We start from the raw sequence: 19,830 nt of genomic DNA, 5'->3' as shown, positions 1-19,830 counted from the left end.
CCCGAGTAAGGCGGCTAGGGTTCCGGCATGGCAACATGCGCTTGGACCAAGAGCAGCACCTGAGGGGCAGACAGATCCTTCAGGCACACGGCGGGATAAAAGCCCGGGAGACCTCGCACAGCCAAGGGATTGGCGCGGGTGTCGCGCGACCAATCCATTCATAGCAAAGGGATTGTCATGACGTCATCATTCACCACCAGAACGCTGTCCGCCTTCGCGGTTATCGGTGCCAGCTTTTTGGGCGCGCCCGCCACCGCACAGGAAAAGACCGAATTCAACGTCGCTTGGTCGATCTATGTCGGCTGGATGCCTTGGGGCTATGCCGCAGATACCGGCATCGTCGACCGCTGGGCCGATAAATACGGCATCACGATCAATGTGACCCAGTTCAACGATTATGTGGAATCGATCAACCAATATACCGCCGGTGCCTATGATGCGGTGACTGTCACCAATATGGATGCCCTGTCGATCCCTGCGGCGGGCGGCGTCGATACGACCGCTGTGATCGTCGGGGACTTTTCAGCGGGCAATGATGCTGTCTTCCTCAAGGGTGGCGACAGCATTGCCGATATCGCGGGGCGGCCTGTCAATCTGGTGGAATTCTCGGTCTCGCATTACCTGCTGGCGCGGGCACTTGATTCCGTGGGCCTGTCGGAACGCGATGTCAGCGTGATCAACACCGCCGATCCCGATATGGTCGGTGCATTCCAGACCGCAAATGTGACCGCGATGGTGACGTGGAACCCGATGGTCGCCGAAATCGCGGCCCTGCCCGATGCGGTCAAGGTCTTTGACAGCGCCATGATCCCCGGTGAAATCATCGACCTGATGGTCGCTAATACCCAAGTGCTGGAGGCGAACCCCGATTTCGGCAAGGCATTGGCGGGTATCTGGTATGAAACCGTCACCCTGATGACCGCCGACACAGCCGCAGGGGCCGAAGCCCGCGCCGCAATGGGCGCGGCATCGGGCACCGATCAGGCCGGGTTCGAGGCGCAGATGGCCGCCACGCAATTGTTTGCCGATCCGGCTGCGGCGGTTGCCTTTACCGCATCGCCTGATCTGGCGGATACGATGAACCTTGTCCGTGCCTTCCTGTTCGACAAGGGGCTGCTGACGCCGACCGCAACATCCGATGATGCCGTGGGTATCGCCTTGCCGGATGGCGTGGTGCTGGGGGACGCGGATAACATCAAGTTCCGCTTTACGACCGATTACATGCAGATGGCCGCTGACGGCGCGCTGTAAACCGGTCCGCCGCGATGCGTCTGATCAATCAACATTTGTCGCCACCCGCGCTATTGGCGCTCAAGCTCGCGCCTTTCGCGCTGCTGATCATCGCCTATCTGGCAGGATCAGCGGCGCGGCTGGCCGATAATCCGGCGGACAAACTGCTGCCCGCCTTATCCAGCATGGCGACAGCGATTGATCTGATGGCCTTTACCCCTGACCGGCGCACGGGGGAGTATCTGCTTTGGGCCGATACGGCGGCGAGCCTGCAACGGCTGGGCGCGGGGCTGGGGATATCGACCGCGCTTGCGTTGGTGCTTGGCGTGGCCATTGGCATCTTTCCGGCGATCCGCGCGCTGCTGGGGCCATTTGTCAGCTTTGTCGCCATGGTGCCGCCCTTGGCCTTGCTGCCTGTGCTGTTCATCATGCTGGGGCTGGGCGAGATTTCGAAAATCGCGCTGATCGTGATCGGTGTCGCGCCTTTGATGATCCGCGATATGGCGCAGCGCGTGCTGGATTTGCCGCGCGAACAGATCGTCAAGGCCGAAACCCTGTCCGCCAACAGCTGGCTGGTGGTCTGGCGCGTGGTGCTGCCGCAGGTCTTGCCGCGTTTGATCGTCAGCCTGCGCTTGCAACTGGGGGCGGCGTTCCTGTTCCTGATCGCGGCAGAGGCGATTTCATCGGATTCTGGCCTTGGCTACCGCATCTTTCTGGTGCGGCGCTATCTGTCGATGGATATCATCTTTCCCTATGTCGCCTGGATCACCTTTCTGGCGGCAATGGCCGATGTCGGGCTGGACCGTCTGCGCCGCTGGCTGTTCCCGTGGTCGGAATTGGAAGGCGGCAAATGACCGCCCTGACCATCACCAACCTGTGGAAGGAATACGGCGACCAGATCGTGCTGGAAAATATCAGCATCGACATCGCGCCTCGGTCTTTTGTCGCCCTTGTCGGGGCCTCTGGCTGTGGCAAGACGACCTTGCTGCGGCTGCTGCTGGGGCAGGAACGGCCGACGCGCGGGACGATCTTGCTGGACGGCGCGCCCTTGCCGCTTGAACCGGGACCGGACAGGGGTGTCGTCTATCAACGCTATTCGGTCTTCCCGCATCTGAGCGTGCTGGGCAATGTGATGCTGGGGCCTGAAATGGCGGGATCACGTATCTGGGGGCGACTGACCGGCGCGCCGAAACGTGCCCTGCAAGAAAGCGCCCGCGCGATGATCGCCGATGTCGGGTTGGCGGGGGCCGAAGGCAAATACCCCGCCCAATTGTCAGGCGGGATGCAGCAACGGCTTGCGCTGGCGCAGGCGCTGATGATGCAGCCGCGCGTTTTGTTGCTGGATGAACCCTTTGGCGCGCTCGACCCTGGCATCCGCGCCGATATCCATGCGCTGATGCAGCGGCTGTGGCACGCGCTGCCGATGACGGTGGTGATGGTCACCCACGACCTGCGCGAGGCTTTCACCCTTGGCACGCGGATCATCGCACTCGAACGCAGCCGCACAAGGCCAGAGGAGATCGCCCGCTACGGCGCGCAAATCGGCAAGGACATCGCCATCTGGCCGCCGCGTGTGGCGGGGGGTGGCACGATTTACGACAACCCGGCGCTGCGGGACGACCCCGCGCTGGACGCACTGATCGCGGGACGACCCGACAGCATTGAAAGGCATTAGATGCATATCCACCGCACCCCCGACCAGATCGCGGCTGACCGCCAGCGCTACCTCGATTTTCAGCGCGCGGGGATGGAGGCCAAGACCTTGCCCCAACCCAGCCCGCGCCCCGCGCCGGAGGCGTCCAATGCCCGCCTGACGGAAACCGTGCCGGGGGGCTGGTACACCACGCTGCATCTGAAAGCGGGCGAGTTGTTGCGTCTTGTTCCGGGTGGCGCGTCTACTGTCTCGCTCGCCGCCTGGGCGCTGCCCGATACGACGGAACGGCTCTGCCTGCCCGACACCGTGAAACTGCAATGGACGACCGACCTGACCAAAGGCCGCGTCATCTTCTCGGACATGGGCCGCGTGATGCTGTCCTTGGTCGAGGATAGCAGCGGCGCGCATGACGTGCTGACAGGCGGGTCCACCCCCGAAACCGTGGCCGATTACACCGGTGATGCGCGACGCAACACGCGCGACAACATGCTGCTGGCCGCGGCCAAGCTGGGGCTGGACCGGCGCGATATCCCTGCCGTGCTGAACTTGTTTGCCCCCGTCCGTGTGGATGCCGAAGGGCGGTTCACATGGCGACCCGCGATGCTGGCGGCGGGCGATTGGGTCGATCTGCGCGCGGAAATGGACCTGTGTCTTGCCTTGTCGAACTGCCGCCACCCGCTTGACCCAGATGCCAGCGAGGTGCCGCCCGATCTGTCGGTGATCTGCCTGCCCGCACGGCCCATCGCCGCTGACGATCTGTGCCGCACCGCGACCGCCGAGGCGCGGCGCGGTTTTGAAAACAACGCCCGCCTGCAAGGAGCGTTCTGATGGAAACGGTCCACGACATCCCCGCCCGCGCGCCATGGTCCGGCATCATCCGCAAAGGCCAGACCCTGCGGATCGAGGATACCTATGGCCAGCAGGCGATCGACACGCTGTTCTACAACGCGATTGACCATGCAGAACGCTATTCCAGCCAAGACACTTTGCGCGCCCAAGGGGCCGCCTATGTCACCACCGGCACGGCGATCATGTCCAATCTTGGCCGCGTGATGCTGCGCGTGACCGCCGATAGTGCGGGACGGCATGACACCTCTGCCGGATGCTGTTCGTGCGAAAGCAACACGGTGCGCTTTGGCCATGACACGCGGTTTCAGCATGCCTGCCGCGAGAATTTCATCGTCGAGCTGGCCCGCCATGGCATGACCAAGCGCGACATCGTCCCGAACCTCAATTTCTTCATGAACGTGCCGATCAGCCCCAATGGGGCGATGACGGTGGATGACGGGATTTCATCGCCGGGTGATCATCTGGAACTGGTGGCGGAAATGGATGTGCTTTGCGTGATTTCCAATTGTCCGCAGATCAACAACCCCTGCAACGGTTTCGACCCGACTCCCTGCCGCGTCATCATCCGGGGTTGAGCCATGTTTGACAAAGTTCTGGTCGCCAATCGCGGCGAAATTGCCGTGCGCGTCATTGCGACATTGCGGCGGATGGGGATCGCATCGGTCGCGGTCTGGTCGGACGCCGACCGTTTCGCGCGTCATGTGCGCATGGCGGATCAGGCGGTCAGGCTTGGGCCTGCGCCTGCCGCGCAAAGCTATCTGGATGTCGATGCCGTGATTGCGGCCTGCAAGGAGACCGGCGCACAGGCGGTGCATCCGGGCTATGGGTTCCTGTCCGAAAACGTCGGATTCGCCGAACGGCTGGCGGCCGAAGGGATCACCTTTATCGGCCCTGACCCTGCGCATCTGCGCGATTTCGGCGCGAAACACACTGCCCGCGATCTGGCGCGCAAAGCTGGCGTGCCGCTGTTGCCCGGCACCGATCTGTTGGCAGATGTCGATGCCGCCGTGCATGCTGCTGCTGATATCGGCTATCCTGTCATGCTCAAAAGCACCGCAGGGGGCGGCGGCATCGGGATGCAGCTTTGCGCGGATGAGGATGCCCTGCGCGATGCATTCGCCGCCGTGCAGCGCACGGCCACCGCCAGTTTCGGCGATGCGCGGGTGTTTCTGGAACGCTTCGTCGCACAGGCCCGCCATGTCGAGGTGCAGGTCTTTGGCGATGGCAAAGGCCGCGTTCTGGCCTTGGGTGAACGCGATTGTTCACTGCAACGCCGCAATCAAAAGGTGATCGAGGAAACGCCAGCGCCGGGGTTGTCCGACGCTGTGCGCAGCGCGCTGCACAAGGCGGCGGTCGATCTGTGTTCGTCCGTCGCCTATGCCTCTGCCGGAACGGTCGAATTCATCTATGACCCTCTGCGGCAGGATTTCTTTTTCCTCGAGGTCAACACCCGCCTGCAGGTCGAACATCCGGTGACCGAGGCTGTCTGCGGCATCGATCTGGTGGAATGGATGGTCCGACAGGCGGCGGGTGATCTGGTGCTGCCAGACACCGCCCCCACGCCGCAGGGTGCCGCGATCGAGGCGCGGCTTTACGCCGAAATCCCCCATGCCAATTTCCGCCCCGCGGCAGGGCGGCTGACCGAGGTCACATTCCCCGACAACGCCCGCATCGACAGCTGGATCGAGACGGGCAGCGATATCACCCCGTTCTATGACCCGATGCTGGCCAAGATCATCGTGCATGCCGACACCCGGGATGCCGCGATCACCGCGCTGCAACAGGCGCTGGAGGCCACGCGCATTGGCGGGGTGGAAACCAACCTGCGCTATCTGCGCGCGATTGCGGGGTCGGATTTGCTGGTCTCTGGTCAGGTGACCACAACCGCGCTGAACAGCTTTGCGTTCGATCCAGCCGTGATCGAGGTGCTGGCCCCCGGCGCACAATCAAGCCTTCAGGAATTGCCTGGACGTCTGGGCCTGTGGCATGTCGGCGTGCCGCCCTCTGGCCCCATGGATGCGCGGTCGTTTCGCAATGCCAACCGCGCGCTGGGCAATCCTCCCGACACGGCCGCGCTGGAACTGACCGTCAACGGGCCGACCCTGCGCTTTGCCAGCGCCGCGCGCGTGGCCTTGGCCGGTGCGCAGATGGCGATGACGCTGGATGGCGCGCCTGTCGGACCAGTGGTCGATGTGCCTGCGGGCAGCGTGCTGGCGATTGGCGCGATCACCGGCGCAGGCCAGCGTGCCTATCTGGCCGTCGCGGGGGGCTTTGCTGCGCCGCAGGTTCTGGGCTCGCGCGCCTGTTTCGGGCTGGGGCAATTCGGCGGCCATGCCACCGGCACCCTGCGCACCGGCGATGTGCTGGGGCTGGCCCATGCGCCGGTTGGTGAGCCGCAGCCCGCCGAGCCTGCTGATCTGACACAGGATTGGGAAATCGCGGTCATCTATGGCCCCCACGGTGCGCCTGATTTCTTTCAGGATGATGACATCGCCACCCTGTTTGCCACCGCCTATGAGGTGCATTTCAATTCTGACCGCACCGGCGTGCGCCTGACCGGCCCCGCGCCGAAATGGGCGCGTGATGACGGGGGCGAGGCGGGGCTGCATCCCTCCAACCTGCATGACAACGCCTATGCCGTGGGCGCGATCGATTTCACCGGCGATATGCCGATCGTGCTTGGCCCCGATGGGCCGAGCCTTGGCGGTTTCGTCTGCCCCGCCGTGATCGCCAGTGACGATCTGTGGAAAATGGGCCAGCTGCGCCCCGGTGACCGGGTCCGGTTCATTCCCGCCTTGCGTAATGCCGACCCTGTCGCTGGCCCTGCGGTTATCGGTGCCGGATCGCCCGTTCTGGGCGGCGATCCTGACGGACCCGTGCCCGTGGTTTACCGCCGCCAAGGCGATGACAATCTGCTGGTCGAATATGGCGATATGACGCTCGATATTGAACTGCGGCTGCGGGTGCATCTGCTGATGCAGGCGGTGCAGGGCGCGGGCCTGCCGCTGATCGACGTGACGCCGGGCATCAGGTCGCTGCAAATCCATTATGACAGCACCAAGCTGAAGCGCGGCAAATTGCTGGACGCCTTGGCCGAGATCGAACGCGCCCTGCCCGCCGCCGAGGATGTCACCGTGCCATCGCGCATCGTGCATCTGCCCTTGTCATGGAACGACCCCGATGCGGTGCTGGCGATGACCCGCTACCAAGACCTCGTGCGCCCCGACGCGCCATGGTGCCCGTCGAATATCGAGTTCATCCGCCGGATCAATGGCCTGCCGGATCAGGATGCCGTGCATCGCATCGTCCATGATGCCAGCTATCTGGTGCTGGGTCTGGGCGATGTCTATCTGGGTGCGCCCGTCGCCACGCCGATTGACCCGCGCCACCGGCTGGTGACCACCAAATACAACCCCGCCCGCACTTGGACGCCCGAAAACGCCGTTGGCATCGGCGGGGCCTATATGTGCATCTACGGGATGGAAGGGCCGGGGGGCTATCAGCTCTTCGGGCGCACGATCCAGATCTGGAACACGTGGCGGCGCTGGGGGGCCTTTGCCGACCAGCCATGGCTTTTGCGCTTCTTTGACCAGATCCGGTTCTTCCCCGTCTCGCATGAAGAATTGACCGAGGCGCGCGCGGCCTTCCCCCATGGCGGCTATGACGTCAAGATCGAGGACACGACCTTTCGCTGGGCCGATCACAAGGCGCTGCAAGCGGCCGAGGTGGGCAGCATCACCGCCTTCAAGACCCGCCAGCAAGATGCGTTCGAGGTGGAACGCGCCCGCTGGAAAGCCCTTGGGCTGGACAGTTTCGTCAGCGAAGATGGCGGGCCGGAACCCGTAGCGTCCGAGATCGCGGCAGGGCATCTGGGGGTGGAAAGCAGCATCCCCGGCAATCTGTGGAAATATACCGCCGCCATCGGCGACCATCTGGCCGCAGGTGACACGGTGGCCATCGTGGAATCGATGAAAATGGAAATCCGCGTGCTGGCCCCTGCGGCGGGCATCCTGCGGGAATGTGTCGTCGCACCGGGCAAGACCCTGCGCGCAGGCCAAGTGATCGCAATATTGGAGACTGACTGATGTTCCCCGAAATCCTGACCATCGCCTCGATCCGCAACGCCTATGCCAAAGGTGCCACCCCGCTTGATCTGGCCGAAGAGATCATCACCCGGCGTCATGCCGCCACCGATCCGGCGATCTTCATTCTGCCAGTGGCCGATGACGCCCTGCGCGCGGCGGCGCGTGACCTGATGGCCGGGCCACGCGATCTGCCGCTATGGGGCATCCCTTACGTCGCCAAGGACAATATCGACGTGGCGGGCCTGCCGACCACGGCGGGCTGTCCGGCCTATGCCTATCATCCTGCGGTGGATGCCACCGTGATTGCGCGGCTGCGCGCGGCGGGGGCCTTGCTGGTGGGTAAGACCAACCTCGACCAATTCGCCACGGGGCTGAACGGCACCCGCTCGCCGCATGGCGCACCACGCTCGGTCTTCAACGCGGATTACGTCTCTGGCGGGTCATCGTCGGGGTCCGCGGTGGCGGTGGCCTCTGGCGTTGCGAGTTTCGGGCTGGGCACCGACACCGCCGGATCAGGCCGCGTGCCTGCGGCGTTCAACAACCTTGTAGGCATCAAGCCGACACCGGGGCTGGTGCCCAACACTGGCGTCGTTCCTGCCTGCCGCAGCGTCGATGTGGTCACGGTCTTTGCCGGGTGCGTGGCCGACGGGGTCGCCGTGCGCGCGGTGATGGAGGGCGTCGATACGGGCGACGGTTTCACCCGCGCAGCGCAACCTGTCGGCATCCGGCCTAACCCGCGCATCGGCGTGCTGGCGGGGGGTGAGCGTGAATTCTACGGCAACAGCGGCTATGAGGCGCTTTATGACGCGGCCATCGCAAGGGCCAAGGCGCTGGGCGCGACCATCGTGCCCTTCGACTATGCGCCATTCCGCGAAGCGGCAGCCTTGCTCTATGATGGCCCATGGGTCGCCGAACGGCTGGCGGCGGTTGATAGCTTCTACGCCAGCAACGCCGCCGATTTCGACCCCACCGTGGGCGCGATCATCGGCGGGGCAGGGCGCTATAGCGCGGTCGATGCCTTCAACGGCCGCTACCGGCTGGAAGAATTGCGCGCCCAGGTCGCCCCCGTCTGGGAGGCGGTCGATCTGCTGCTGCTGCCGACCTCGCCCACGATTTACAGCGTCGCCGATATGCTGGCCGATCCGGTGACGAAAAACAGCCATTTCGGGCGCTACACCAATTTCGCAAACCTGCTGGGCTATGCCGCCATCGCAGTGCCTGCGGGCATCACGCCCGATGGTTTGCCCGGCGGTGTCACGCTGATCGGCCCCGGCTTCAGCGACGATGGCTTGGCAGCTTTCGCCGCCGCCCTGCACGAATCCGCCGCCTGCGGCATGGGGCGCGACACGGCGGCAGCAATCCCCGCACTGGACACCAGCGCCATCCCCAAGGGCATGATCCCTATCGCTGTGGTCGGTGCGCATCTGACGGGGATGCCGCTCAATCACCAGCTGACCGATGCGGGCGGGCGCTTGCTGCGCGAGACGACGACAGACCCCGCCTATCGGCTTTACGCGCTCGACGGCACTGTGCCACCGAAACCGGGGCTGGTGCGCGCGGCGGATGGCGCCGCGATCAAGGTGGAAATCTGGGCGCTGCCGGATGCCGCCTTTGGGCGTTTCGTCGCGGCGATCCCGGCACCTTTGGGGATCGGGAAACTGACGCTGGCGGATGGCAGTGCCGTGTCGGGATTCCTGTGCGAAGCGCATGCTCTGACCACAGCCAAGGACATCACCCATTTTGGCGGCTGGCGCGCTTATATCGCCAGCCTCTAACATCTTCCGAGCCTAAATATCCCCGCCGGAGGCCTAAAAGTTTCAGCGCCCCAGATGCGCATTATGCGACAGCCGCAGATCATAGCCCTGCGGCAATCGCGCGGCCCACCAGTCGCGGTAAAGCGGGCCGAAGGCCGCGATATGGGACAGGCGGTCAGGCGTGTCGGTGAACCAGAACACGGCCTCGCCCCGCCCTGTGGTCGCGATGTCGGGAAACAGATAGGCGCAGCCCAGATAGGTGCCCGCGCCATCGCGGATGATCCAGGCAAAGGACCGCCGCGTGGTGAATTCGCGGTGGTGCCAATGCAGATCGGTCAGGTCATAGGCGCGGGTCAGATCATCCGGCCAGCCGGGCGCGAACAAGCCGCGCAAAACGGCGGCCGATGCCATCACGGCCGCAAAATCTTCGTCCAGATCGGCCCCTGTCAGCATCGTCAGCAGATAGGGGCCAAGCGGCAGGGTCTCGGGCACATCCAGCGCCGCGAAATCGGAATGTGGGGTCATTCCGCGACCAGCACCCGCGCCTCGCGTTTAAAGGGGTTTTCCTCGGGGACTTCGTAATCTGTGCTGAATTCACCCTTGGCACGCGCATCGGCCATGTAGCGAAAGGCGTTGACCGTCATGCGCATCAGATGCTCGCCCGCTTTGATGGGTGGATATTTCGCAACCGTCTCTGGCGTGCGGAACTGGGCCAGAGGTTCGACGACAGCATGATAATCCAACCCGAAGAACAAGGGCATCGAATAGCGTTCGCGCCCGATATTATTGACGCGGTGCTGGGTCGATTTGAACTGGCTGCCGGACCATGTCTCGAAGATATCGCCGATATTGACGACGAAACACCCGGGCAAGGGCGGGGCCTCGATCCAGTCGTCATCGGCGTTCATCACCTGCAAACCGGGGCCGCCCTGCATCAGGATGGTGAAACATTCGAAATCCGAATGCGACGCGATCCCGACGACATCCTTGTTGGCGGGCATGTCATTGGGGACATAGCGCAGCAGACGCAGCTGCGAGGTCGGGCAGGTGATATCCTTCAGCAAGACCTGCGGGTCCACGCCCAGCTCTAGCGCCAGCGCATCGAGCATCCGCAGACCCAGTGCGAAAACCGCGTCGTAATATGCGGCGACCGTCGTTTTCCAGCCGGGCAGGTCGGGCCAGACATTCGGTCCTGTCATCCGCCAGCCCGCCAGATAATCGGGATGATCGGCAGGGGCCTCGAAGGACATGTCCCAGGCTTCGTTGAAATTGATCTGCTTGGGAAAACTGGACCCGTTTTCCTCCAGCGGGACATAGCCGCGATGGTGGGTCGTAAAGCCGGACCAATATTTCATCTTTTCGCGGCGCGGCAGGTTATGGAACTGCTTGGATGCGGCAAAGGCCGCGTCGATCAGCGCCTGATCAATGCCGTGGTTGCGAATGTAAAAGAACCCCGATGTGCGCGCGGCATCCCCCAGCGCGCGCGCCACGGCGGCTTTTTGTGCAGGATCGCCCGAGGTCAGCCCGCCCAGATCGATGACGGGCAGGTTGGCTTCGGCGATGGTCAGGGCATGCTGGTCGGTATCGGACATTGAAACGATTCCTTTTGAAAATGGCGTTTTCAATAGCGTTCTGCATCCCGCTTGCGCCGGGCAAGTCTGCCTTGGCGCCATGGCCCAGCCTTGGGCGGCTTGCCTGTTTTTTGTTAACCTTTGGTCAAGACTGCCTGCATTTTGAGCGAATGCAGGTGCAGCATCACCGCGCTGCCTTGCAGCATTGACAGGATCGCCGCGCGCTTGGCCTGCTGGGGTTCACGGGCGGCCAGTTGCGCCCCGCGTCATTACATCCGTCATATTACCAGGGGAAAACCAATGTCTCGTCATCTTATGAACCGCCGCAGTCTGCTGAAATCCGGTGCCAGTGCGGGCGGCCTTGCGCTGGCCGGCAGCGTGATCGGCACGCCGTTGATCGCGCAGACCCGCAGCCTCAAGGTCGCGTCCTATGGCGGCTATTTTGAAAACAGCTTCAAGGAACATGTTTTCCCTGCCTTCACCGCCGCCACTGGCATCGAGATCGAAAGCGTCACCCAGCCCAATTCCACCGATTGGCTGGTCACCATGCAGCAGGCGACCGCCGCAGGCACGGTGCCGACCGATCTGTCGCTTTACGCGCGCGACACGATGATCAAGGCCAGCCGTCTGGGCGGGTTGATTTCGCCGCTGGATATGGCGGCGATCCCCGATGCGTCCAATCTGGACGGCTATTTCATCTTCGAGGATGGCACCGGCCCGATCGGCGTCGGCGCGCTGTCATGGTTCAGCGCCATGGTCATCAACCCCAATGAGGTCAGCGCGCCTGCAAGCTGGGCCGATTTCTGGGATTCCTCTGTCTATGAAGCCAGCCTCGGCCTGTCCAAGAATTACAATTCCCAGCTGCTCGACATCATCGCCGCGACCTTCTTTGAAGGCGAGGCCACCTTTGCGACCGAGGATGGCATCGTCGCGCTGATCGAAAAAGCCGCCGAGCTGAAGCCCAATGTCGCCCTGTGGTGGACTGCCGAAAGCCAGATGGAACAATCAATGAAAAACGGCGATGTGATCGGTGGGCAGTATTATCACGATGTGGCCCAGCTGATGGCCGCCGATGGTTTCCCGATCCAGTCGATTTTCCCCAAAGAGGGCAATCCGCAGGATTATGGATCATGGTGCCTGTCGTCGCTGTCCGACAAGGGCGCGGAAGCGGCGGAATTCATCAATTTCACCTCGCAGCCATCCACGCAGGCGCTGATGTCGCGGATGATCGGCACGGCCCCGCTGGTGGATGCATCCGTCACGGACCTGACGCCGGAAGAATTCGCCTCGGTGTCCGGCAGCCCGGTGATCCGTCCGGCCTATGAGGCCTATCTGGACAAGGAAACCTTTATCAAGGAATCCTGGGACCGCATGCTTGCCGGTGCATAAAGCGCATGTCCGGCCTGAGCCTGAAATATATCCGCAAATCCTATGGCGATGTCAGGGCTGTCGATAATGTCAGCCTTGATTTTGCCGAAGGCGCGCTGACGGCCCTTCTGGGGCCGTCGGGTTGCGGCAAGACCACGCTCTTGCGCATGATCGCCGGGCTGGAAGACCCCAGCGCGGGCACGATTTCGTTGGGCGGGCGGGATATCACCGGCCTGCCCGCGCATAAGCGCAAATTCGGCATGGTGTTTCAGTCTTTCGCATTGTTCCCGCATCTCAACGTCAGCGATAATGTCAGCTATGCGCTGACCATCGCGGGCACGCCGCGCGGGCAGGCGGCGGCACGCGCGCGCGTCTTGCTGGACCTTGTGCAATTATCCGCCTTTGCCGAGCGGCGGATCGGGGAATTGTCGGGCGGGCAACGCCAGCGCGTCGCCATCGCACGCGCCTTGGCGCAGGAACCCGATGTGTTCTTGCTGGATGAACCGATGTCCGCGCTGGATGCCAAACTGCGCGAGGATATGCAGGTCGAATTGCGCCAGTTGCAGCAGCGTCTGGGCATCACCACCATCGTCGTCACCCATGACCAGCACGAAGCGATGACCATGGCCGACCAGATCGTCGTCATGTCGCAGGGCCGCGTCGAACAGGTCGGCACGCCACAGGCGATCTATCACCAGCCCGAAAACGCCTTTGTCGCGGATTTCATCGGCAAGGCGAATTTCTTTGACGGCGTGACCGAGGGCGGCAATGTCCGGCTGGGCGGGTATCTGCTACAGATCACGCCGCATGCCAATTTCATCGACGGATCTCACGTGCGCATTGCGATCCGCCCCGAAAAGGCAGGTCTGGCGGGCGAGGTGAACCGTCTGCCTGCCAAAGTGACCTTTCTGCGCGATGTGGGGCCGGTGCGCGACATCCATCTGGATACGCCCATCGGGCCGATGATCGTCACCGATAGTGACAGCGGCCAGCCTTTGCGGGTGGGCGATACCGTCACGGTCTCTGTGCCGGCAGAGGCGATCCACGTCTTTCCGCGCGTCGCGGGTCAGGCCGCCGCATGACGGCCGTTGACAGCACCCGGACCGGTCTGGATGCCGCCGCGCCAAATCTGCGCCGGCCTTGGGGCACATGGGCGCTGGGCGCGCTGATCCTGTTTCTGGCGGTGACGCCGTTCATTCTGGTGATCGTCATTTCCTTTGGACAAAAGATCGAAGGTGCGGGCTGGGAATGGGATTTCACCTTTGCCAATTACCAGCGGTTTTTCGTCGGCGCGCTTTGGCCGGACGAGGTGACGTTCCTGCATCTGCAACGGCTGTATTACGCGCTTTATTATGCCGTCATCGCCTCGGTGCTGGCGGTGGCCACGGCATTTCCGTTCACCTATCTTCTGACCCGCCAGTCACGGCGCGCGCAAAGCTGCTGGCTGGTGTTCATACTTGCCAGCCTGTCCTTGTCCGAAGTGTTCATCGTCATGGGCTGGGACGTGCTGTTGTCCAACCGGTCGGGCCTGCCGATGCTGTTCGAGGTTTCGGGCGCGACCGATTGGCTGAAACGCACCGGCTGGTTCGAGGTGTTGCGCGAATGGGGGCTGGCCAATCCGCGCAATGTGAAATTCAAGACATCCGAATTCGCAACGATCCTGACCATGTCCTATCTGGTCTGGCCCTATGCGGTGATCCTGCTTTATCCCGCCCTGTCACGCCTTGACCCCAGCCTGACCGAGGCCGCGCGCACCATGGGTGCAGGCCCTGCAAAGGTGATGACATCGGTGATCCTGCCCTCGGTGAAACTGCCGCTAATCGGGTCCATGCTGTTGTTGTTCGTGTTCCTGCTGGGCAGCTATGTCACAATCGTCGTCTTCGCCGAACCCGCCAAGCAGACAACCGCCGTCGCTGTCTATGAAAGCGTGCGGGGGGCGACGCTGGACGCACCCTTCGGGGCGGCGCAGGCGGTGGTCCTGCTGGTCACGGCGGCGCTGTTTCTGGTGCTGGCGCAATGGCTGACCAAAAGATCGGAGGCCCGCTGATGCGCCGCACCATGGGCCACATCTTCATGGCGCTGTCAGGGCTGGTGCTGGCCTTGCCGATCATCGTGGTGGCGGGGGCATCGCTGAACGGCGGGCGCACCATGCTGTTCCCGCCCGAAGACCCCAATTTCGCGCGTTTCGTGGAATTCTTCATCACCGAAACGATCTGGGTCCGCGCCTTGCGCAATTCGCTGATCGTGGCTTTCGGGTCGGCCACGCTGGCCGTGTTGCTGGCATGGCCGCTGGCCTATCTGCTTTGGGCCAAGGGCAGCAAGGCGTCCAAGATGCTGGCAGGGCTGGGGTCGCTGCCATTTGCCTTGCCGCCCATCGTCTTTGGCGTGGGGTTGGGGTTCATGTGGGCCTTCATGGGTAGTCTGGGGGCGATCTGGGTCGGCATCGTCAGCCATGCGACGCTGTTTCTGGCGCTGCCTTTGGTCACCATCTCTATCGGGTTGCAATCCATCGACCGCGCGCATCTGGACGCCGCCGCCACCATGGGCGCGACAGAGGCGGTGACCTTCCGCACCGTGATTTTACCGCAAACCTTGCCCTATTCGATCTCGGGGTTCTTTTTTGCGCTGGTGCTCAGCTTTAACGAATTCATCGTGATGTTCTTCGTCTCGGCCTCGGCCTATGCGACGGTCACGCTGCAGATCTTCAATTCCTTGCGCAACGGCTACACCCCCACGATGGCGGTGGCGGCTGTGCTGTTCATCACCGTGTCTATCGCCGTCTTTTCCGCCGTCGCCCGTTGGGGCGATCTGCCGCGTCTGATGGGCGCGGATCAATCCCGCAATTAAAGGAGGTTTCACCATGCCACGCCAACCCATGCTTGTCGGTCAGCCCGTGCTGATCGTCGTCGATATCCAGAAATCCGCCTTCATGGATCACAAGGCGGGCATTCCCGTCATGCCCGGCTATCGCGCCAATGTCGAACGCGCGCGCCGCGTTGTGGATGCTGCCCATGACGCGGGTATTCCGGTCGTGTTCATTCAGGAAATCCACCGCCGCGACATGGTCGATTATGGCCGCGAACTGGACGGGACCGAGGATGTGCATTGCATGGACGGCGAACCCGGCACCCCCGTCGCGTTTGAGGAAATGGGCCGCCAGCCCGGCGATTACTTCATCCACAAACGCCGCTATTCGGCGTTTTACGGGACAGAGCTGGAAATCCTGCTGAAAGGGCTGAAGGCGCAGACGCTGATCCTGATCGGCGGGCTGACCGATGTCTGCGTGCATTACACTTTCGCGGACGGGCATCAGGGCGATTATTATTGCCGCGTTGTGGGTGATTGCGTCGGCGGGTCATCCACGGATGCGCATGAGGCGTCGCTCAAAGCGATGGAATATCTGCAAACCGGTGCTGTCGTGACCGCCGACCAGATCACTGCTGAACTGGGCCGCTTGCAGGTGGCCGCTGCGTGATCACCGCCGCCGATCTGCAAGGCCATTGGCGGCGCGACTGGATCAGGGCGCCGGATTTCGAGGATACGACAACCCGCGTGCATTGGTTGCAGGCGGGGGCCTTGTTCGCTGATCTGCGGGTGCCTGCCGATCTGCCTGCGTTGCAGGGCGGCTGCCTTGCCGATCTGGACGCGGCGGTGCTGCAATCCTTGCTGCGGATCGAGGGTTTCGCGGGCGAGATCACCGTGACCGACAGCCAATGCACATGGCACCGCGCGATCAATTGGCAAGGTGCTTTAGCCCGCCCCGATGTGGGGGCGATGTGGCGCGATGGCGATGTGTTGATCGAGGATGGCGTCCATGCCGATTACCGCGAGGCTTGGCTCCCCCAGCCCACCGCCCCGCTGCGCGGCCATCGCATCGCTTGGGGGGATATGACAGGCGTGCTAGTCGAAAACGATGATCGGTTCCTGCTTGCCATCGGACCCGCACCCATGGACCGGTCGCTGCGCGACACCTTTACCAGCTTTTATGCGCTGGGCACTTGGGACGGCGCGCAGGGCATCGCCGAACTGGCCACCGATCCTTTTGCCATGGGCACAGCCGTTCTGGACCGCGCGCAGGGCCGTTTCATCTGGCACGCGCCCTTGTTTACCGGCGGTATTGAAACCCGCCCTTTGATGAAAGTCTGCTGACATGCCGCTTCCCGTTGCCGAAAACTGGTTCACCGCAAAACAGGTCGGCCCCGATGTGACGCTGATCCTGGAACCGCATGTCCATGTGCTGGAACAGGCGAACATGTTTCTGGTCCAAGGCCGCGACCGTGACATGATCCTTGATACCGGTATGGGGATCGTGCCCTTGCGCCCGTTCCTCGATACGTTGCGCGCCGATCCGGACAAGGACATCATCTGCGTGTCGTCCCACACCCATATCGACCATATCGGCGGGGTGCATGAATTTGCCACCCGTCTGGTGCATCCGACCGAGGCCGCAGAGATGGCGGCACCCTCTGGTCTGAAATCGCTTTACCGCGACGACATGCCCGCGCGGCTGATCCAGACGTTTCTGGACGCAGGCTATCCGCCCTTGGATGAGGTGTTGATCGACGCGCTGCCCTATGCGGGCTATGACCCGCGATCCTATGTGCTGCGCGGCGCGCCTGCGACGGGCTTGCTTGACGAAGGCGACAGCGTCGATCTGGGTGATCATCTCTATGAGGTGATCCACCTGCCCGGTCATTCGCCCGGCGGCATCGGATTATATGAACGCGCCACAGGTGTCCTGTTCGCAGGCGATGCGATCTATGATGGCCCGCTGATCTATGACGGGCCGGGCATGTCGGTGCCGGATTATCTGGATACATTCGCCAAATTGCGCGCGCTGGATATCGCGCTGGTGCATGGCGGCCATGACCCAAGCTTTGGTCCGGACCGGCTGGACCAGATCATGGCAAAGTACGAGGCGATCTGGCGGGGGTGACCACCCCACCCTTGACACGCCATCCCCACCCGATACGTTCCGCATCACGACAGGGGCGTCCGCAATCGCGGGCTGAGAAGCACCCTTTGAACCTGAACCAGATCATGCTGGCGTAGGGAGTCCGTGAATGGCCAAGCCCCGCTTGTGGGCTGTTCCGTTCCCTGACCCCCGATGCCAAGGGGGACCAAGATGAACGACACGGGCCGTTACCTTGACCGGATGCGCAGCACTGCGCCGCTTATCCATAACATCACCAACTATGTCGCCATGAACATCATGGCCAATGTGCTGCTGGCCGCAGGTGCCGCCCCCGCGATGGTCCATGCCCGCGAGGAAGTGGGCGACTTCGCCGCGCTGTCGCAGGCGCTGACCGTCAATATCGGCACGCTCGACCCCGCCTGGGCCGAGGCGATGGCAACGGCGGCACAGGTCATGCAGCAGGCGGGCCGCCCTTGGGTGCTGGACCCTGTGGGTGTCGGTGCCACGCGGTTCCGGCAGGATGTCTGCGCGCAGCTATTGGCGCTGCGGCCAAGCGTCATCCGTGGCAATGCCTCTGAGGTGCTGGCGCTGGCGGGTCTGTCCGCTGGCGGGCGCGGGCCAGAGACGACCGACACGGTTGACGCCGCCGAAGCCGCAGCAGCCGATCTGGCGCAGCGTATGGGCGGGGTGGTCGCGGTGTCCGGTCCGGTCGATTACATCACCGATGGCAAGACCGCCTATCGTGTCGCCAATGGTCATCCGATGATGACGCGGGTGACCGCCCTTGGCTGTTCGCTGAACGGCGTGATCGGGGCCTTTGCCGTGGGCCAGCCTGTGCTGGAAGCGACCGTCGCAGCACTGGCCTATTACGGGCTGGCCGGTGAACAGGCGGCAGCAACCGCCATAGGGCCGGGGGCTTTTGGAGCGGCATTTCTGGACCGGCTATATGCGATCACGCCCGAGGATCTGACCGCAGGCGCAATGGTCACCCCCGCATGATGGGGCCGGTCTATGTGGTCACTGACGCGCAGGCACCCTTGCCGGTGATCGCCCAGATCCGCGCGGCGGCGCTGGGCGGGGCGTCCCTGATCCAGCTGCGCGACAAGACCGCCAGCGACGCTGATCTGGCGGCGCTGATCGCCAATGTCCTGCCGATGGTCACCGCACAGGGTGCGCGGCTGATCATCAACGACCGTGTCGATCTGGCGATCCGCACCGGCGTGCATGGCCTGCATATCGGGCAGGGCGACGGCGATCCGGCGCTGATCCGCGCGCGCATCGGCGCGGCTATGCTGCTGGGTCTCTCGGTCGAGGCAGAGGCGCATCTGCCGCATATCTCCGCCGGTGTCGATTACCTCGGCGTCGGGCCGGTTCGCGCCACGCCCAGCAAACCCGACCACGCCCCGCCTATCGGCTTTGACGGGCTGGCGCGGATCATCGGCGGCACATCGCTGCCCTGCTACGCCATCGGCGGGCTGAAAGAGGATGACGCCGTGGCGGTCAAGGCGGCGGGGGCCATCGGTATGGCCGTCGTCAGCGCCGTGACCCGCACCGCCGATCCGCAGGCCGCGACCCGCGCGCTGGTCAAGGCATGGAGGCAAGCATGATCCCCAATATCCTGTCCATCGCGGGGTCCGACCCTTCGGGCGGTGCTGGTATTCAGGCCGATATCAAGGCGATTTCGGCCAATGGCGGTTATGCCATGGCCGCGATCACCGCGCTGACGGCGCAGAATACCCAAGCCGTGACAGCCGTGCAGATGATTGCGCCTGACATGGTGGCAGCGCAGATTGCCGCGATCCGTGCCGATATCCGTATTGATGCCGTCAAGATCGGGATGCTGGGCGATGCCGCGATCATCCGCGCGGTGTCAGATGCCTTGCAGGGGGTGGATGCGCCCATCGTGCTGGACCCGGTGATGGTCGCCAAAAGCGGGGACCGATTGCTACAGGCCGAGGCTGTCACGGCCCTGCGCGCCATGCTGCCGCTGGCCGCTGTCATCACCCCCAACCTGCCCGAAGCCGCCGATCTGCTGGACCAGCCAGAGGCGAGCACCCGCGACCAGATGCCGGCGCAGGCCTTGGCGCTGCTGGCGCTGGGGCCGCGTGCGGTGCTGCTCAAAGGCGGGCATCTGGCGGGGGATGATTGCCCTGACCTGCTGGCCGATGCAGGCGGCATGACATGGCTGGCAGGCATGCGCCACGGCACGCGCAACACGCATGGCACGGGCTGCACCCTGTCCTCGGCGCTGGCCACCTTTCTGGGGCGGGGCCTGCCGCTGGCACAGGCGGCGGAGCAGGCCAAAGCTTTCGTCGCCCGTGCCATCGCCGGTGCCGATGCGCTGTCCGTGGGGCTGGGACATGGCCCGACCCACCATTTTCACGCCTATTTCAAAGGATAAGAC

19 protein-coding genes and 2 riboswitches are annotated in these 19,830 nt (G+C 63.5%); of the genes, 17 read left to right on the top strand and 2 right to left on the bottom strand.

Going from position 1 to position 19,830, the window contains the following annotated elements; genetic code table 11:
* Nucleotides 1-3: 3 nt before the first annotated feature.
* A riboswitch (guanidine-I (ykkC/yxkD leader) is annotated at nucleotides 4-112 on the top strand.
* 65 nt (nucleotides 113-177) lie between these two features.
* The 7 genes from LOKVESSMR4R_RS15025 to atzF are packed head-to-tail and all read left to right on the top strand — an operon-like array spanning nucleotide 178 to nucleotide 9,593.
* Nucleotides 178-1,251, top strand: a complete 1,074-nt coding sequence (locus LOKVESSMR4R_RS15025) for a putative urea ABC transporter substrate-binding protein (RefSeq protein ID WP_157898235.1) — start codon at nucleotides 178-180, stop codon at nucleotides 1,249-1,251.
* Between the two features lie 14 nt (nucleotides 1,252-1,265).
* Nucleotides 1,266-2,084 (top strand): ABC transporter permease, encoded by an 819-nt coding sequence (locus LOKVESSMR4R_RS15020; RefSeq protein WP_087210078.1) that lies wholly within the window; start codon nucleotides 1,266-1,268, stop codon nucleotides 2,082-2,084.
* Nucleotides 2,081-2,905: an ABC transporter ATP-binding protein gene (locus LOKVESSMR4R_RS15015; protein WP_087210075.1), complete on the top strand. Its 825-nt coding sequence runs from the start codon at nucleotides 2,081-2,083 to the stop codon at nucleotides 2,903-2,905. The genes LOKVESSMR4R_RS15020 and LOKVESSMR4R_RS15015 overlap by 4 nt, the downstream gene beginning before the upstream one ends.
* A complete protein-coding gene (locus LOKVESSMR4R_RS15010) occupies nucleotides 2,906-3,712 on the top strand; it encodes an urea amidolyase associated protein UAAP1 (RefSeq protein ID WP_087210072.1) in 807 nt (268 codons plus the stop codon). It abuts the gene before it with no gap.
* Nucleotides 3,712-4,308 (top strand): urea amidolyase associated protein UAAP2, encoded by a 597-nt coding sequence (locus LOKVESSMR4R_RS15005; RefSeq protein ID WP_087210067.1) that lies wholly within the window; start codon nucleotides 3,712-3,714, stop codon nucleotides 4,306-4,308. Before LOKVESSMR4R_RS15010 ends, LOKVESSMR4R_RS15005 begins: the two co-directional genes overlap by 1 nt.
* 3 nt (nucleotides 4,309-4,311) lie before the next feature.
* Complete coding sequence (locus tag LOKVESSMR4R_RS15000; RefSeq protein ID WP_087210063.1) at nucleotides 4,312-7,818, top strand: 5-oxoprolinase/urea amidolyase family protein; 3,507 nt, start codon at nucleotides 4,312-4,314, stop codon at nucleotides 7,816-7,818.
* Nucleotides 7,818-9,593 carry an allophanate hydrolase gene (gene atzF, locus LOKVESSMR4R_RS14995; RefSeq protein WP_087210060.1) on the top strand — a complete coding sequence of 592 codons (1,776 nt, stop codon included), beginning with the start codon at nucleotides 7,818-7,820 and terminating at the stop codon, nucleotides 9,591-9,593. The genes LOKVESSMR4R_RS15000 and atzF overlap by 1 nt, the downstream gene beginning before the upstream one ends.
* Before the next feature lie 42 nt (nucleotides 9,594-9,635).
* Here the strand turns inward: atzF and LOKVESSMR4R_RS14990 are convergent, their stop codons facing one another.
* Together LOKVESSMR4R_RS14990 and LOKVESSMR4R_RS14985 are read right to left on the bottom strand one after the other, a co-directional pair.
* Nucleotides 9,636-10,097, bottom strand: a complete 462-nt coding sequence (locus tag LOKVESSMR4R_RS14990) for a hypothetical protein (protein ID WP_087210058.1) — start codon at nucleotides 10,095-10,097, stop codon at nucleotides 9,636-9,638.
* Nucleotides 10,094-11,164, bottom strand: coding sequence for an isopenicillin N synthase family dioxygenase (locus LOKVESSMR4R_RS14985; protein ID WP_162290737.1), 1,071 nt, complete (start codon nucleotides 11,162-11,164; stop codon nucleotides 10,094-10,096). Before LOKVESSMR4R_RS14985 ends, LOKVESSMR4R_RS14990 begins: the two co-directional genes overlap by 4 nt.
* 279 nt (nucleotides 11,165-11,443) lie before the next feature.
* On the opposite strand from LOKVESSMR4R_RS14985, the gene LOKVESSMR4R_RS14980 reads away from it, so the two are divergent.
* From LOKVESSMR4R_RS14980 to thiD, 10 genes are all read left to right on the top strand, one after another.
* Nucleotides 11,444-12,532 carry an ABC transporter substrate-binding protein gene (locus LOKVESSMR4R_RS14980; RefSeq protein WP_087210052.1) on the top strand — a complete coding sequence of 363 codons (1,089 nt, stop codon included), beginning with the start codon at nucleotides 11,444-11,446 and terminating at the stop codon, nucleotides 12,530-12,532.
* 5 nt (nucleotides 12,533-12,537) lie between these two features.
* Nucleotides 12,538-13,593 carry an ABC transporter ATP-binding protein gene (locus LOKVESSMR4R_RS14975; RefSeq protein ID WP_087210049.1) on the top strand — a complete coding sequence of 352 codons (1,056 nt, stop codon included), beginning with the start codon at nucleotides 12,538-12,540 and terminating at the stop codon, nucleotides 13,591-13,593.
* A complete protein-coding gene (locus tag LOKVESSMR4R_RS14970) occupies nucleotides 13,590-14,558 on the top strand; it encodes an ABC transporter permease (protein ID WP_087210046.1) in 969 nt (322 codons plus the stop codon). The genes LOKVESSMR4R_RS14975 and LOKVESSMR4R_RS14970 overlap by 4 nt, the downstream gene beginning before the upstream one ends.
* Nucleotides 14,558-15,358: an ABC transporter permease gene (locus LOKVESSMR4R_RS14965; RefSeq protein WP_157898234.1), complete on the top strand. Its 801-nt coding sequence runs from the start codon at nucleotides 14,558-14,560 to the stop codon at nucleotides 15,356-15,358. The genes LOKVESSMR4R_RS14970 and LOKVESSMR4R_RS14965 overlap by 1 nt, the downstream gene beginning before the upstream one ends.
* Before the next feature lie 13 nt (nucleotides 15,359-15,371).
* Entirely contained in the window at nucleotides 15,372-15,986 is a 615-nt protein-coding gene (locus LOKVESSMR4R_RS14960; protein ID WP_237331807.1) for a cysteine hydrolase family protein, read from the top strand.
* Nucleotides 15,983-16,660, top strand: a complete 678-nt coding sequence (locus LOKVESSMR4R_RS14955) for a hypothetical protein (protein ID WP_087210037.1) — start codon at nucleotides 15,983-15,985, stop codon at nucleotides 16,658-16,660. The genes LOKVESSMR4R_RS14960 and LOKVESSMR4R_RS14955 overlap by 4 nt, the downstream gene beginning before the upstream one ends.
* A 1-nt stretch (nucleotide 16,661) precedes the next feature.
* The gene (locus tag LOKVESSMR4R_RS14950; RefSeq protein ID WP_087210034.1) at nucleotides 16,662-17,447 is read left to right on the top strand and encodes an MBL fold metallo-hydrolase; all 786 of its coding nucleotides are present in this window, start codon (nucleotides 16,662-16,664) and stop codon (nucleotides 17,445-17,447) included.
* A gap of 41 nt (nucleotides 17,448-17,488) precedes the next feature.
* Nucleotides 17,489-17,583: riboswitch (TPP riboswitch) on the top strand.
* Nucleotides 17,584-17,636: 53 nt separating this feature from the next.
* Nucleotides 17,637-18,425 carry a hydroxyethylthiazole kinase gene (thiM, locus tag LOKVESSMR4R_RS14945; RefSeq protein WP_087210031.1) on the top strand — a complete coding sequence of 263 codons (789 nt, stop codon included), beginning with the start codon at nucleotides 17,637-17,639 and terminating at the stop codon, nucleotides 18,423-18,425.
* Entirely contained in the window at nucleotides 18,422-19,033 is a 612-nt protein-coding gene (gene thiE, locus LOKVESSMR4R_RS14940; RefSeq protein ID WP_087210026.1) for a thiamine phosphate synthase, read from the top strand. The genes thiM and thiE overlap by 4 nt, the downstream gene beginning before the upstream one ends.
* Nucleotides 19,030-19,827, top strand: a complete 798-nt coding sequence (gene thiD, locus LOKVESSMR4R_RS14935) for a bifunctional hydroxymethylpyrimidine kinase/phosphomethylpyrimidine kinase (protein ID WP_087210023.1) — start codon at nucleotides 19,030-19,032, stop codon at nucleotides 19,825-19,827. The genes thiE and thiD overlap by 4 nt, the downstream gene beginning before the upstream one ends.
* Nucleotides 19,828-19,830: the final 3 nt, after the last annotated feature.

This window comes from Yoonia vestfoldensis, assembly GCF_002158905.1.
Taxonomy (GTDB): Bacteria; Pseudomonadota; Alphaproteobacteria; order Rhodobacterales; family Rhodobacteraceae; genus Yoonia; species Yoonia vestfoldensis_B.
This window is presented reverse-complemented; position numbering and strand designations above follow the sequence as displayed.

What these genes read in the sequence shown, in the direction of transcription:
- LOKVESSMR4R_RS15025 (WP_157898235.1), top strand. Translation starts at nt 178, where the DNA reads ATGACGTCATCATTCACCACCAGAACGCTGTCCGCCTTCGCGGTTATC.
- LOKVESSMR4R_RS15020 (WP_087210078.1), top strand. Translation starts at nt 1,266, where the DNA reads ATGCGTCTGATCAATCAACATTTGTCGCCACCCGCGCTATTGGCGCTC.
- LOKVESSMR4R_RS15015 (WP_087210075.1), top strand. Translation starts at nt 2,081, where the DNA reads ATGACCGCCCTGACCATCACCAACCTGTGGAAGGAATACGGCGACCAG.
- LOKVESSMR4R_RS15010 (WP_087210072.1), top strand. Translation starts at nt 2,906, where the DNA reads ATGCATATCCACCGCACCCCCGACCAGATCGCGGCTGACCGCCAGCGC.
- LOKVESSMR4R_RS15005 (WP_087210067.1), top strand. Translation starts at nt 3,712, where the DNA reads ATGGAAACGGTCCACGACATCCCCGCCCGCGCGCCATGGTCCGGCATC.
- LOKVESSMR4R_RS15000 (WP_087210063.1), top strand. Translation starts at nt 4,312, where the DNA reads ATGTTTGACAAAGTTCTGGTCGCCAATCGCGGCGAAATTGCCGTGCGC.
- atzF (WP_087210060.1), top strand. Translation starts at nt 7,818, where the DNA reads ATGTTCCCCGAAATCCTGACCATCGCCTCGATCCGCAACGCCTATGCC.
- LOKVESSMR4R_RS14990 (WP_087210058.1), bottom strand. Translation starts at nt 10,097, where the DNA reads ATGACCCCACATTCCGATTTCGCGGCGCTGGATGTGCCCGAGACCCTG.
- LOKVESSMR4R_RS14985 (WP_162290737.1), bottom strand. Translation starts at nt 11,164, where the DNA reads ATGTCCGATACCGACCAGCATGCCCTGACCATCGCCGAAGCCAACCTG.
- LOKVESSMR4R_RS14980 (WP_087210052.1), top strand. Translation starts at nt 11,444, where the DNA reads ATGTCTCGTCATCTTATGAACCGCCGCAGTCTGCTGAAATCCGGTGCC.
- LOKVESSMR4R_RS14975 (WP_087210049.1), top strand. Translation starts at nt 12,538, where the DNA reads ATGTCCGGCCTGAGCCTGAAATATATCCGCAAATCCTATGGCGATGTC.
- LOKVESSMR4R_RS14970 (WP_087210046.1), top strand. Translation starts at nt 13,590, where the DNA reads ATGACGGCCGTTGACAGCACCCGGACCGGTCTGGATGCCGCCGCGCCA.
- LOKVESSMR4R_RS14965 (WP_157898234.1), top strand. Translation starts at nt 14,558, where the DNA reads ATGCGCCGCACCATGGGCCACATCTTCATGGCGCTGTCAGGGCTGGTG.
- LOKVESSMR4R_RS14960 (WP_237331807.1), top strand. Translation starts at nt 15,372, where the DNA reads ATGCCACGCCAACCCATGCTTGTCGGTCAGCCCGTGCTGATCGTCGTC.
- LOKVESSMR4R_RS14950 (WP_087210034.1), top strand. Translation starts at nt 16,662, where the DNA reads ATGCCGCTTCCCGTTGCCGAAAACTGGTTCACCGCAAAACAGGTCGGC.
- thiM (WP_087210031.1), top strand. Translation starts at nt 17,637, where the DNA reads ATGAACGACACGGGCCGTTACCTTGACCGGATGCGCAGCACTGCGCCG.
- thiE (WP_087210026.1), top strand. Translation starts at nt 18,422, where the DNA reads ATGATGGGGCCGGTCTATGTGGTCACTGACGCGCAGGCACCCTTGCCG.
- thiD (WP_087210023.1), top strand. Translation starts at nt 19,030, where the DNA reads ATGATCCCCAATATCCTGTCCATCGCGGGGTCCGACCCTTCGGGCGGT.